This window comes from Thermodesulfitimonas autotrophica, from assembly GCF_003815015.1.
GTDB classification, from domain to species: domain Bacteria; phylum Bacillota; class Desulfotomaculia; order Desulfotomaculales; family Ammonificaceae; genus Thermodesulfitimonas; species Thermodesulfitimonas autotrophica.
In genome coordinates this window covers 541,482-554,002 of record NZ_RKRE01000002.1, presented here as the reverse complement: position 1 = coordinate 554,002, position 12,521 = coordinate 541,482, and the positions used below count along the sequence as shown (strand labels likewise).

Here is a 12,521-nt window from a genome sequence, read left to right as displayed (position 1 = left end):
ACGGACGGAAGCGGAGCTGGCTCTCATGCGTCCCCAACGACGGTTACGTGGCTGAAGACTTTTCCTGCGGACTGGCGGTGAGAACTTCGGCAAGCGGTGCGGGCCTGCCCAGGTGGTAGCCCTGGCCGTAACGAACGCTGTAAGCTTGCAAAATTGCCAGTACCGACTCGTTTTCCACAAACTCGGCGATGGCCTCTTTGCCGAGGGCGTGGGCTACCGTCTTCATGGCCTCGACGATGGCCCGGTTGGTAGGGTTCGTATCTATGTCCCGGACGAAACTACCATCGATCTTTAGGTAATCCGCCGGCAGTGCCCGCAGGTAACAAAACGAGGAGTAGCCGCAGCCGAAGTCGTCAATGGCGATGTGGCAACCTAAGGCCTTGAGCCGGCGCATCCAGAGCTCGGCCTGCGTAAAGTTCCGCAGGGCGGCGGTTTCGGTGATTTCGAAACCGATGCGGGAAGGGCTGACGCCTTTTTCGCGGAGCATCGCTTCCACAAACTCTAACAGCCTGTTATCGGCCAGGCTGATACCAGAAATGTTTACAAAAATCGTCAGCCCGGGGTGCGCCTGGAGGATGTTGAAGACCGAATTGATCACCCAATGGTCGATCTGGGAGATCAGGCCAAAGCGTTCCGCCACCGGCAGGAAGGCTCCGGGAGCGATCAACGCCCCGTCTTCTCCGTTTAGGCGGATAAGGGCTTCGTAATGAACCACCCTACCTGTACTGAGTTCTACTACGGGCTGTAGGAAGAGAACGAAGCGGTTCTCTTTAAGGGCTTGTTTGATGAGGGCCACGGTCCGGTTTATTTTGTTTAGCTCACTTGCCGGATCGTCTAAACCGGTCAGGCAGACGACCTTGTTCTTACCTTCTTCCTTGGCCATAAAAAGGGCGATATCAGCAGCAGAGAGATACTTTTGCGGGTCGGTGGTACTCTCTTTGTTAAGCATCACCAAGCCGATGCTGAGGCTTAGCTGGAACGTGTAATTGGGCGGGGAAAGGTGGAAGTCGCGACCTTCCACGGCTTGGCGCAACCTTTCGGCCACCGCTTTCGCCTCCACATCGCCGTTTACCTCCACCAGCACCACAAACTCGTCGCCGCCCCACCGGGCGAGGAAGTCCTGTTGCCGTAGTTCTTTCCGGAGCGCGGCGGCCACGGCGGTCAGCAGCCTATCTCCTATACTATGGCCGAAAGCATCGTTGATAAACTTAAAGTTGTCAATATCCATGAAGAGCAGGGCGCTTCTCTGGCCCCGTTTCGCCCGGCTTATTGCTTTGGTAAGCTTCCTTTCAAGGGCGTAGCGGTTTGGCAGGCGGGTCATCGGGTCATGCGTGGCCAGGTAATGTTCCCTTCGTAACAGCGGTAGCAGGAGTAGCGTTCCGAAAAAAACGGAAACTAAACCGGTAACCACAATACTTAGGGCGGCCTTCTCTACAAGCGTATTCGCCTGCGAAAGCGGTACCCCCACGTACCAGATACCGATCACTTTCCCGGTGGTGTCACGTAGCGGCGTGTAGGCGGTCAAATACCACCGGTTTACAATCTTCGCCCGGCCGTAGTAGTTCTGCCCCTGCTTCAGGACCCTTTCGGCTACGGCGGGGGCCACTCTGGTCCCTACGAGCCGCTTACCGGTCTCGTCCCGTACCGAAGTGGTTACCCGCACGTCCCCGAGAAAGATGGTGGCTGTGTCACCGGTAAGGTGCGATACCAAATCTACCGGCATATAGTTGCCGTTCATCAAAACGTCGCCTTTGTAAAGCTTACCGTTTTTTGCTACCCAGGGGCCGGGATAAAGCTGGTCTATGAGGGTGTAACCGATAGCTAAGTCGGATCTCAGTTTCGACTCGACAAGCTTGTAAATGTCGCTTTTTGAAAGAAAAATGGCGGCTATGGAGCCCAAAAAAGCGACGCCGACGATGGGGAGCAGCAAGAGCACCAGCTTGAATTTCCAGTTGTTAGAGGTGTACATGACTTTCGCCTTTAGGCCGCCCGGGCCGCGAGAACGCCCTGAAGAAGCAGGCGCTGCGACAACCCCAGGCGGGCACTTGACAGCCTCTTCTGTTGTTCGACAAGGATTACTTCTATAAACCCGGTCCGTTTTCCTGCTCCCAAAAGCTTTTACTGGTCGGTGGGAAAAGAGGTTACTTTATGAGGCGCTCTTGCGGTGGGTTAGGGCGAAGCGGGCCGGGTCAGGATCGAAGTAGTCCCGGCTGAATTCGCGGCTGAACCGGCCGTCATCAAGGTGGCCGGCGTCCCAGGTGACATCGACGGTGATCCAGCGGCCGTTGATTAGGACCTCGTTCCAGGCATGGTTCGGCTGGAGGGGCCAGGGTTCGTTTTCTTGGCGGGCGAAGCCGCGCACAACGGCTGCCGGGATGCCGTTAGCGCGGCAAAGGGCGGCGAAGAGGCGGCTGAAATGTTCGCAGACGCCGCTGCGGGTAAGAAGGACTTCCGAGGCCCGCTTATGGGGGATCCGCGGCAAGCGGGCGGCGGCAATGTCGTAGGTAATCTCCTTGGCCACCCAGTCGTGAACGGCCAGGACGGTTTCCAAGGGCTTATCCCGCTTTAACTCCCGGGCGAGCTTGAGGATTTCCGGGTGATCCCAGTCGATCCAGTCGGTGGGCGCCAGGTACCGGAGTTCCGTCCGGCCGAGGTTACGAACTCTGAACTGCACCAGCCCTGATAGGGTATCGTCTTGCGGCGGGCTGCAGAGGGTGACCCGGTAGTCACCGGGGCCGAAGGGCAGCCAGACGCGGCCGGCTACCAGCCCGTTGCGGACCGTCAGCGGCTGGTCGCTCCGCTCGCCCTCTTTTTCCACTACCGCGACGAGTTCCGCGAAGGCGGTTTGCACCCGCGCCGTGATATCCACACACGCCTCGGCCGTCACCAAACCGGCCGCGGGGCAGAGGAGCCTTACCCTGGCCTCCTCGCCGTCCCGGTAGACCACCGGCGGCGTGCTGCCCAGAGGCTGGCTCCAGCCGGGCAGGCCGAGAAGGCTGTCGCTAAGGTAAACCGCCTGCGCTACGGGATTCCAGGAGACGTACGCGCCGAGGGCTTCCCCGAGAAAGCGCAAGGGGACCAAGACCCGCCCGCCAGCGACCTGGGCGGGCACCTCGAGGGTGAGGGTCTGGTCGCCTGCCCGGGCCCATGCCGCGCCTACGCCGAGGGTAATCAGGGTCCCGTTCCTGTCTACGGTAACGGTGCGGGCGGCGGCGTCGTAAGTCACGGTGGCGCCTAGGGCTTCGGCGGCCGTCCTGAGCGGCACGAGAAGGCGCCCGTTCTCACAAACCGGCGGGACGTCGGGCTGGACGGGCCGCCCGTTGACGACCATGGCGACCGGGATGGCAAGAGCTGGCGTGGCGGTCGCCAAAGCGATGCCAGCGGTGGTAGCGCACAAGGCAAAGAAAACGAGAAGCCGGTGCCAAGATCTCATTTACCGCGTCTCTCCCGGTCAGGCTTAAAACTCCGGCGCCCAGGCGATAAGCGGCAGCTCAAAGGGGTGCACGAACATGGAGTCTGCCGGTCTTACCCGCACGGTGTAGCCGAGTGCTCCTTGGGTCAGGGTGATGGTCCCGGAAAAGCGGTAAGTGGCGTCCCCTAAGGCTTCGGTCAGTTCCATCCGGACCCCGTTCATTTCGGTGAGCTGCCAGTCTTTGCTTCTGCCGAGCATTATTTCCACCACCACGTCTTCCGGTTTTATGGCCCCGAGACGCACGGTGGCCGCCACGGCGATCGTCTGGCCGGCGACAGGGAGCGCCGGTCTTTCCGCGGTAACGCTGAGAACGGCGACGGCCGGCCAGTTCTGCGTCAGGTACTCCTTGAAATCCCGCACCCGCCGGGCGGCGGCGTAATTATCTTTGACTAGCTGGTCGTATCGCTCCATAAGCGGCACGTAGAAGCGCGCCGCGTACTCCTTTACCATCCGCCCGGTATTGAAATAGTGGGGGATGGAGCGCCACCCTTCCCTAATGATCTCGATCCAATCGCGGGGGACGCCGTGGGTCCGCCGGTAGTAAGCAGGTATCACCACGTCTTCGAGCACGGCGTAAAGGGAGAGGCTGTCGTAATAATCCTGCGTCGTGTCGTCCGGCAGGACCTCCCCCCGGCCAACGGCAAAGCCGTTTTTGCCGTTGTAAGCCTCCGGCCACCAGCCGTCGAGAATGCTCAAATGCACGGTACCGTTCAAAACCGCTTTCTGGCCGCTGGTCCCGCTGGCTTCAAGCGGCCGGCGCGGCGTATTGAGCCAGACATCGGCGCCCTGCACCAGGCACTGCGCCAACTCAATATCGTACTCTTCAACGAAGGTAACCTTGCCGCGGAACGGTTCTTCCTGGCTCAGATCATAGATCTGCTTGATGATTTCCTGGCCGCTGCGGTCTGCGGGGTGGGCCTTCCCGGCGAAGATGAACTGGACCGGTTGCTCGGGGTCGTTGACCAGCCTGGCGAGCCTTTCCCGGTCGCGCAGCAGGAGGTAGGCCCGTTTATAGGTCGTGAAACGCCGGGCAAAAACGACGGTCAGCACGTCAGGTGGCAGGTAAGTCTCAATCTCCTCTTGCTGACTGGGCGAAGCAAAATAGCGCTGGCGCTGGGCCAAGAGGCGCGCCCGGCATTTTTCTAACATCCGGGCTTTAAGCTCCTTGCGGACACTCCAGATCTCCGCGGCCGGCATCTTGGCGATTTTTTCCCAGACCTCCGGGCTGTTATAAGGCGTGCGCCACTTGTCACCCGCGACGCGGTTGAAGCGCTCCACCCACTCCGGGGCCACCCACGTCTCGATATGAACGCCGTTAGTCACCGTGGTTACCGGGATCTCCGCCTCCGGGATGCCGGGGTAGATGTGGAAAAACATCCGCCGGGTGGTTTCGCCGTGCAGGCGGCTCACCGCGTTGGTGTAGGAAGCGTGTCTGTGGGCTAAAAGCGTCATGTTGTATCCCTGGCGGTCCGGATCGTAGGCCGGGGCGACAAAGGCATTCCAATTCAAGCTCCCCTGGTGATAGAAGTGTTCGAAATAGCAGGAAAGAAGTTCCGGCTGGAAGATGTCGTGGCCCGCGGGCACCGGGGTATGGGTCGTAAAAATGGTTGAAGCGCGCACTACCTCGCGAGCCGTTTCGAGCTCCAGTCCTTCGCTCACGAGCTCCCGGAGGCGTTCGAGAACGGAAAAAGCGGCGTGTCCTTCGTTAATGTGCCAGACCACCGGTTCGATCCCCATGGCGCGCAACGCCCGCACCCCACCGATGCCGAGGAGGATCTCCTGGACGAGGCGCATCTCGTGGTCGCCGCCGTAAAGCCGGCCGGTGAGCTGCCGGTCCTCCACCCGGTTCCGGGGGGTGTCGGAGTCGAGGAGATAGAGTTTCACCCGCCCGACGGTCGCCTCCCAGATCCGGAGCGAGACTGTCCGGCAGATATTCTGGCCGGAAAGCTCGACCTGCACTTCGAGTTCGCGACCTTCCCCGTCGGTAACGGGGGTGATGGGCATTTTATAGAAATTAAGCAGCGGATAGCGGGCCTCCTGCCACCCTTCGGGATTGATCTCCTGGTTGAAGTAGCCGAATTTATAGAGCAGCCCCACGGCCACGAGCGGGAGGCCCAGATCGCTGGCCGCCTTCAGGTGGTCGCCGGCTAACAGCCCCAGGCCGCCCGAATAGATCGGCAGGCATTCGTGAATCCCGAACTCGGCGGAAAGGTAGGCAATCACCCGCTCTTTCTTGTCCGGGAAGGTCTGGTCGAACCAGGTTGGTTGGTTAAGATACTTTTCGAAGCGGGCGCAGCACTCCTCGTAAATCTCCATGTACTCCGGGTTCTGGGCCGCCTCGGCGAGTTTTTCCGGGGGGAGCGACAGCAGGAAGGCGACGGGATTGTGGTGGAGGTTATCCCAGAGCTCCTCGTCGAGCCAGCGGAAGACGGCATCGGCCCCCGGCTCCCACGACCACCAGAAGTTTTTCGCCAGCACCGCCAGCTTAGCGAGCGCCGGCGGTAACGGCGGCATTACGGCGAGCGAACGGAAAAAGAACATCCGCGCTACCTCCTTATCTTTTCGCCGCGGGAAGGGGCTGGTTTTCGCGGCGCTAACTTTTCGCTGTGTAAAAGTATATTCGTCCCGGAAAGGCGTTTCTTTAAGGTAGTCTGACCCGCTTCCAAAGGCAAAGGCAAAGGCAAACAGACCCGGCGGTGCCTCCCGGGGACCGCCTCGGGAGGCGGGCTTCCCGTTTCCATGTCTTAAGCGCTGAACTTGGTCAGACGGCCGGCGTGGGCCAGGAGCAGGTTCATGGTGTAGAGAAGGGGGAAGTGCCCCAGGGTCCCGGCGGCGCATGCGGCTTCGGAAAAACCTTGTGTTTCCCGGCGGGGCCGGACCCAGCGCGAGTGGACGAGAAAAGGTACCGGGTGCCAGCTGTGGCCCCGGTACACGGCGGGGGTGCTGTGGTCGCCGGTGATAACAAGGGCGTCGGGCCCAAGCGCCAGGATTTCCGGGAGGAGCCGGTCGAACTCTTCGATTACCTTTACCTTCCCCTCCCAGTTGCCATCCTCGCCCCGGGAATCGGTTCCCTTCACGTGGAGAAAGAAAAAGTCGTAGCCGTCCCAGTTTTCCTTCAGGCTGGCCATTTCGGCGGCGATGGTTTCGCCGGCTACGGGGAGAAGCTCCATCCCGGTAAGAGAGGCGAGACCCCGGTACATCGGGTAGACGGCGATCGCGCCGGCGCGAACCTTGAAGCGTTCCGGGAAAAGGGTGAGCTGCGGCCGGCGGGAGAAACCGCGCAGCAGGGCGTAGTTGGTGGCCGGCTCGTCCTTCAAGAGCGCGGCCAGCCGCTCTAAAAACTTGGCGGCGACGGCTGCGGTCTTGGCCGCTTCCGGGGTGAGCGCCCGTGGTGGGAGCGGCGGGGCGCCAACGGCCTGCGGGTCGGTATCGGCCACCTGCTCCCCTAGCTCCGGGCTGCGAAAAACGACGACGAAGCGGTGTTCCTTCACCGGCCGGATAAAAACAGGCACGCCTTCGATTTCGGGGATGTTTTCCTGCAGGAGGGCGCAGATTTTTGCGGTGTGTTCGGTGGCGGGGCGTCCGGCCCGCCGGTCGGTAACCACGATCCCTTCCGGGGTGTGCCGCACCGTGGCGAAGTTTGCCCGCACCGCCACATCCTGCGGCTCAAGGGGGAAACCGATGCCTAAGGCTTCGAGCACGCCGCGGCCGATGATATACTTCAGGGGATCGTAGCCGAAGAGGGCCAGGTGCCCGGCGCTCGACCCGGGAGTGATACCGGGGAGAACCGGGTGGGCGAGCCCCAGCTCCGATCTTTGGGCCAAAGCATCTAAATTCGGCGTGTGGGCGGCTTCCAACTCTGTTTTGCCGCCGCATTCCGGCACCGGCAGGCCGCCGATGCCGTCGAGAACTACCAGGACCATTTTGGTTGCAGCCGGGCGGGCGAGTTCGCCAAGCAGTTTTTCGAGTTCCACAGGGCACCCTCCGTTCTAAAAATAGTTGAGGCTGACAGACGGCACGGTTACTTGATTTTAGCACAATTTTTTTATGATTTACAAGTTCCGCGCCGCTCCTGCTTTTGCGGTTGAGGCGCAGATTAGGCTTTTCCCGGAGCGGCCGGTTTTGAGAGCGAGGGCTTGTTAGTGGCGGCCAAAGTTTGATATAATTTGCTGTGGTTTGTGCAGAAGGGAGAAAAGAAATGATTACGCGGAAAGACGTGGAGCATGTCGCGCTACTAGCGCGGCTCGAGCTCACGGAGGAAGAGAAGGAGCTGTACACGGGGCAGTTAGCGAAGATTCTCGAGTACGCTTCGGTCTTGAAAGAGCTGGATACGGAAAATGTGCCTCCGCTTGCCCACGTTTTGCCCCTGCAGAATGTCTTCCGCGAGGATAAAGTCGGTACGCACCTCGATGCTGAGGCCGTGCTGGCCCACGCTCCGGACAGGGAAGAGCGCTTTTTCCGCGTTCCCCGCATCGTATAATATTGCGGCGGTGCTTGGATTTTACCCGAGCCACTGCGGCAAAGATATGCGGGTGGGCTCCCGGTTTTGGGCGCGGCACCGTGACACTTGATTTTTTAGCTTTGCCCTTCGAACCTTGAACGTTGAACTGTGAACGTTGAACGTTGAACGTAACCAAGGAGGAGTTGCCTTGGAGCTCTTTTTCACCCCGGCGCACGAACTTGGCCGGCTCTTGCGGGAAAGAAAAATAGGGGCGGTGGAGCTTGCCGACGCGGTCTTCGACCGCATCGACGCCGTCGAGCTGAAGGTGAAGGCATATCTTTGCCTGCTGCGGGAGGAGGCGCGGGCGCAGGCGCGCGCGGTCGACGATAGGATCGCGGCCGGAGAGGAAGTGCCGCCGCTCGCGGGCATCCCGGTAGCGGTGAAGGACAACATCTGCATGTTGGGCGTCGAAACCACCTGCGCTTCGAAGATCCTGAAAGGCTTTGTTCCGCCGTACGACGCCACAGTGATCGAGCGGCTCAAGAAGGAAGGCGTTCTTTTCACGGGCAAGACGAACATGGACGAGTTCGCGATGGGTTCTTCCACGGAGAACTCCGGCTTTTTCCCCACCGCTAACCCTTGGGACTTGGAGCGGGTTCCGGGCGGCTCGAGCGGCGGTTCGGCGGCCGCGGTAGCTGCGGGAGAAGCGGTAATGGCGCTCGGTTCCGATACGGGCGGTTCGATTAGGCAGCCAGCGGCGTTTTGCGGCGTGGTCGGGCTCAAACCCACCTACGGCTTGGTTTCCCGTTACGGCTTGGTGGCCTTTGCTTCCTCGCTCGACCAGATCGGACCCATCACGCGGGACGTGCGGGACTGCGCGCTGCTCTTAAACGCCATTGCCGGCCATGACCCGCGTGATTCGACCTCGGTGCCTTACGCGGTTCCCGATTACACTGGGTTTCTGGTTCCCGATATCAAGGGCTGGCGGATCGGCATCCCGCGGGAGTACGTCGGGGAGGGTATCGCGCCGGAAGTAAGGGCGGTGCTCGACCGGACGGTTGACTTGTTGGCGGGCCTTGGGGCGACCGTGGGGGAGATTTCCCTGCCCCACACGAAGTACGCCCTACCGACCTACTACCTGATCGCGCCGGCAGAAGCTTCCTCCAACCTGGCGCGCTACGATGGTGTTCGCTACGGCCTGCGGGTGCCCGCCGAAGACGTGATTTCGATGTACAAAAAGACGCGCAGCGCGGGGTTCGGCGCGGAGGTGAAGCGCCGGATTATGCTTGGGACCTACGCGCTCTCGGCAGGTTACTATGATGCTTACTACCTGAAGGCGCTTAAAGTGCGCACCTTGATCCGCCGCGATTTTGACGCGGCCTTTGAAAAGTTCGACCTCCTGCTTTCACCGACATCGCCGACACCGGCCTTTAAAATGGGCGAAAAAATTGCTGATCCGCTCGCGATGTACCTATCCGATATCTGCACGTTGGCGGTTAACCTCGCGGGTCTGCCGGCCATCTCGGTTCCCGCCGGTTTTGCCGGTAACCTGCCGGTGGGCGTCCAGTTTATCGCCCCGCCTTTCGCGGAAGGACGGTTGCTCCAGGCGGCCTATGCCTTGGAGCAGGAGGCGGGAGTGGGAACGCGGCGGCCGCCGCTTTAATAAGGGAGGCAGACGGAAGCGTGAATGCCTACGAAGCCGTAATCGGCCTGGAGATCCACGTAGAACTCAAGACGGAAAGCAAGATCTTTTGCGCTTCAAGCGCCCATTTCGGCGGCGCGCCGAATGCCCACATCTGCCCGGTTTGCCTGGGCTTACCCGGCGTGCTGCCGGTTTTGAATAAAAAGGTGGTTGAGTACGGTATCCGTGCCGCCCTGGCGCTCAACTGTGAGGTAGCCCGTTTCTGTAAGTTCGACCGGAAGAATTACTATTACCCGGACCTGCCGAAAAACTACCAGATATCCCAGTACGACCTGCCGTTAGCGCAGAACGGCTACCTTGAGATCGATACCGGGAACGGCCGCAAGCGGGTGGGCATCATCCGCATCCACATGGAAGAGGACGCCGGAAAGCTTGTGCACCAGGGCACGGTAACGACTACCCCTTACTCGCTGGTCGATTACAACCGTACGGGGGTACCGCTCTTAGAGATCGTCTCGGCCCCCGACATGCGCTCGCCGGAAGAAGCGCGGGCCTACGCCGAGAAGCTGCGGAGCATCATCCAGTTTACCGGCATCTCGGACTGCAAGATGGAAGAGGGGTCGCTGCGGGTTGACGCCAACGTTTCGGTGCGCCCTGCCGGGACGAAGGAGTTCGGGGTAAAAACGGAGATAAAGAACGTTAACTCCTTCCGGGCGCTCCAGCGGGCGCTGGCCTACGAGATTGAGCGCCAGATTGAGCTTCTCGAAACGGGCGGCGCGGTGGTCCAGGAAACGCGAACCTGGGACGAGGGGAAGGGCGTGACGCTGCCGCTGCGGAGCAAGGAAGAAGCGCACGATTACCGCTACTTCCCGGAGCCGGACCTGCCGCCCCTGGTGATCAGCCGGGAATGGGTCGAGGAAATTTACCGGAGCCTGCCGGAGTTACCCGATGCGCGGCGGGAGCGCTACATGCGGGACTACGGCTTGCCCGCTTACGACGCAGGGGTGCTCACCGCCACGCGGGAGATCGGCGACTATTTCGAAGCCTGCGTCAAGCTTTACCCCCAACCGAAGACGGTGAGCAACTGGGTGATGGGGGAGCTCCTGCGCCTGCTGAACGCGACGAATACGGAGATTACGGCGTCGCCGGTGAAGCCAGAGCAGTTGGCTTCCCTCTTGAAGCTGATTGACAGCGGGACGATCAGCGGGAAGATTGCCAAGACGGTCTTCGAGGAGATGTTCAGCTCCGGCCGTGACCCGGAAAAGATCGTGGCGGAGCAGGGGCTGGTTCAGATCAGCGACGCGGCGGCGCTTGAGGCTGTGGTGCGGGAAGTTATCGCGGCCAACCCCAAGGTGGTGGCCGATTACCGGCAGGGGAAGGAAAAGGCGCTCGGCTTCTTGGTGGGCCAGGTGATGAAGGCGACCAAGGGGAAGGCGAATCCCGCGCTGGTGAACAAGCTCTTGAGGGAAAACCTGCGTGATGGTTAGCGCTACTAGGCTTGGGCGCGGACGTTGGGTTAAAGGTTGCATAGCAGTTTACGCCGGGGCCGGCTGTCGCATACGTTAGCGGGAGGTGATCGTATGGAGTGCCGTAAGGAGAAGAACCTGAAGCTGTGCACCTGCACCTACGCCCATTGCGATAAAAAGGGAATCTGTTGCGAGTGCGTTGCCTACCACCGGGGGCGGGGTGAACTTCCGGGATGCTTCTTCCCGCCCGAGGCGGAGCGGACCTATGACCGGTCGGTTGAGGCTTTCATCCGGGCGCACCAGAAGCGCTAACCGTCATAGCCCTGTTTTAAAAAATTTTTCCATGCGAGGTGTTACATTTTGTTTGCGGGGAGAGAAATCAAGATCGTTGATACCACCCTCCGCGACGGCGAGCAGACCGCGGGGGTGGTCTTCGCCAACCGGGAAAAGGTGCGGATCGCGAAGCTTTTAGATGAGCTCGGTGTGCACCAGATTGAGGCGGGCATCCCGGTAATGGGCGGGGACGAGGCCGAGGCGATCAAGGAGATCTGCCGGGCGGGTTTGAAGGCGAGCATCATGGGTTGGAACCGCCCCGTCATCAAGGATATCGAGGCGTCGCTTGCCTGCGGGGTCGATGCGGTGGCCATATCCATTTCCACTTCCGACATCCACATCAAGTACAAGCTGCAGACCTCCCGCGAGTGGGTGATAGAGAAAATGACGGCGGCGGTGGCCTTTGCGAAGAAGCACGGCGTTTACATCTCGGTAAACGCGGAGGACGCGTCCCGAAGCGACATGGATTTCCTGCTCACCTTTGCGCGGGCGGCCAAGGAGGCGGGAGCCGACAGGCTCCGCTACTGCGACACCGTGGGCGTGCTCGACCCCTTCACCACCTATGAGAATATCAAGCGGATCATCGACGAGGTCGGCATTCCGGTGGAGATGCACACCCACAACGACTTCGGCATGGCCACCGCCAACGCGCTGGCCGGGGTTAAGGCCGGGGCCGACTGGATCGGCGTCACCGTCTGCGGTCTCGGGGAGCGGGCCGGCAACGCCGCCCTCGAAGAGGTAGTGATGGCGCTGAAGATTCTCTACGGGCACGATCTCGGCTTCAAAACAGAGATGTTCCGGGAGATTGCCGAGTATGTTTCCCGGGCCGCGCACCGGGAGCTTCCCGCCTGGAAGGCAATTGTGGGGCGGAACATGTTCGCCCACGAATCGGGCATCCACGCCGACGGGGTGCTGAAAAACCCGAAGGCCTACGAGGCTTTCCAGCCGGAGGAAGTGGGACTGGCGCGGCAGATCGTCATCGGCAAGCACTCGGGCACGGCGGCCGTCAGGGCCAAATTTGCGGAGTACGGCATCGAACTTACGAAGCACCAGGCGGAGGAGCTCCTGCCGGAAATCCGCCGCGCGGCGGTGGACCTCAAGCGGCCGCTCTTCGACAAGGAGCTGGTGCAGATTTACGAGGACTACTTCGGAAAGAGGGGATAGGGT

At 60.9% G+C, this 12,521-nt stretch carries 9 protein-coding genes; 5 read left to right on the top strand and 4 right to left on the bottom strand.

Features of this window, described 5'->3' with window-relative positions:
• Positions 1-43: 43 nt before the first annotated feature.
• From EDD75_RS06475 to EDD75_RS06460, 4 genes are all read right to left on the bottom strand, one after another.
• Positions 44-1,969, bottom strand: coding sequence for an EAL domain-containing protein (locus EDD75_RS06475; protein ID WP_123929767.1), 1,926 nt, complete (start codon positions 1,967-1,969; stop codon positions 44-46).
• Positions 1,970-2,146: 177 nt separating this feature from the next.
• A complete protein-coding gene (locus EDD75_RS06470) occupies positions 2,147-3,433 on the bottom strand; it encodes a stalk domain-containing protein (protein WP_123929763.1) in 1,287 nt (428 codons plus the stop codon).
• A gap of 24 nt (positions 3,434-3,457) precedes the next feature.
• Complete coding sequence (gene glgP, locus EDD75_RS06465; protein ID WP_123929760.1) at positions 3,458-6,013, bottom strand: alpha-glucan family phosphorylase; 2,556 nt, start codon at positions 6,011-6,013, stop codon at positions 3,458-3,460.
• 203 nt (positions 6,014-6,216) lie between these two features.
• Positions 6,217-7,446, bottom strand: coding sequence for a 2,3-bisphosphoglycerate-independent phosphoglycerate mutase (locus tag EDD75_RS06460; RefSeq protein WP_123929757.1), 1,230 nt, complete (start codon positions 7,444-7,446; stop codon positions 6,217-6,219).
• A 224-nt stretch (positions 7,447-7,670) separates the two neighbouring features.
• Here EDD75_RS06460 and gatC point away from each other — a divergent pair, with 224 nt between their 5' ends.
• The 5 genes from gatC to nifV all read left to right on the top strand — a co-directional run bounded on the left by gatC (position 7,671) and on the right by nifV (position 12,518).
• Positions 7,671-7,952 (top strand): Asp-tRNA(Asn)/Glu-tRNA(Gln) amidotransferase subunit GatC, encoded by a 282-nt coding sequence (gene gatC, locus EDD75_RS06455; protein WP_123929753.1) that lies wholly within the window; start codon positions 7,671-7,673, stop codon positions 7,950-7,952.
• Between the two features lie 169 nt (positions 7,953-8,121).
• Positions 8,122-9,576, top strand: a complete 1,455-nt coding sequence (gatA, locus tag EDD75_RS06450) for an Asp-tRNA(Asn)/Glu-tRNA(Gln) amidotransferase subunit GatA (RefSeq protein ID WP_123929750.1) — start codon at positions 8,122-8,124, stop codon at positions 9,574-9,576.
• Positions 9,577-9,596: 20 nt separating this feature from the next.
• Entirely contained in the window at positions 9,597-11,042 is a 1,446-nt protein-coding gene (gene gatB / locus EDD75_RS06445; RefSeq protein WP_123929747.1) for an Asp-tRNA(Asn)/Glu-tRNA(Gln) amidotransferase subunit GatB, read from the top strand.
• Between the two features lie 93 nt (positions 11,043-11,135).
• A complete protein-coding gene (locus EDD75_RS06440; protein WP_123929744.1) occupies positions 11,136-11,333 on the top strand; it encodes a DUF6485 family protein in 198 nt (65 codons plus the stop codon).
• A gap of 48 nt (positions 11,334-11,381) precedes the next feature.
• Positions 11,382-12,518 carry a homocitrate synthase gene (gene nifV / locus EDD75_RS06435; RefSeq protein ID WP_123929741.1) on the top strand — a complete coding sequence of 379 codons (1,137 nt, stop codon included), beginning with the start codon at positions 11,382-11,384 and terminating at the stop codon, positions 12,516-12,518.
• The last annotated feature ends 3 nt before the right edge of the window (positions 12,519-12,521 follow it).

Excerpts from the sequence above, each read along its gene's own strand:
- EDD75_RS06475 (WP_123929767.1), bottom strand. The coding sequence starts at position 1,969 with ATGTACACCTCTAACAACTGGAAATTCAAGCTGGTGCTCTTGCTGCTC.
- EDD75_RS06470 (WP_123929763.1), bottom strand. The coding sequence starts at position 3,433 with ATGAGATCTTGGCACCGGCTTCTCGTTTTCTTTGCCTTGTGCGCTACC.
- glgP (WP_123929760.1), bottom strand. The coding sequence starts at position 6,013 with ATGTTCTTTTTCCGTTCGCTCGCCGTAATGCCGCCGTTACCGCCGGCG.
- gatC (WP_123929753.1), top strand. The coding sequence starts at position 7,671 with ATGATTACGCGGAAAGACGTGGAGCATGTCGCGCTACTAGCGCGGCTC.
- EDD75_RS06440 (WP_123929744.1), top strand. The coding sequence starts at position 11,136 with ATGGAGTGCCGTAAGGAGAAGAACCTGAAGCTGTGCACCTGCACCTAC.